The following is a 326-nucleotide window of genomic DNA, read 5'->3' as shown; positions in this document are numbered from 1 at the left end:
GGGTGCATAGCTCAGCTGGATAGAGTACTCGGCTACGAACCGAGCGGTCGGAGGTTCGAATCCTCCTGCGCCCACCATACTTTAATAACTCTGCTTAGAGCATAAATAAGCAATTAAAGTGTTTGGCTTTATAACCAAGCGGTCGGAGGTTCATTTTAGAAGATACGTCCTACGCCCACCATACTTTAATAACTCGCTTAGAGTCTAAATAAGTAAAAGCTCTGCTTAGAGTTAAAATAAGTAAACTATAAAGTGGGTGCATAGCTCAGCTGGATAGAGTACTCGGCTACGAACCGAGCGGTCGGAGGTTCGAATCCTCCTGCGCC

The 326-nt window shown here is 46.0% G+C and carries 1 tRNA gene; it reads left to right on the top strand.

The features are described 5' to 3' along the window. A tRNA-Arg gene (locus tag AAEZ18_RS18510) sits at positions 1 to 77 on the top strand. The last annotated feature ends 249 nt before the right edge of the window (positions 78 to 326 follow it).

Origin of the sequence: Pseudoalteromonas sp. 19-MNA-CIBAN-0066 (assembly GCF_040308705.1) — a bacterium.
GTDB classification, from domain to species: Bacteria; Pseudomonadota; Gammaproteobacteria; order Enterobacterales; family Alteromonadaceae; genus Pseudoalteromonas; species Pseudoalteromonas nigrifaciens.
This window is presented reverse-complemented; position numbering and strand designations above follow the sequence as displayed.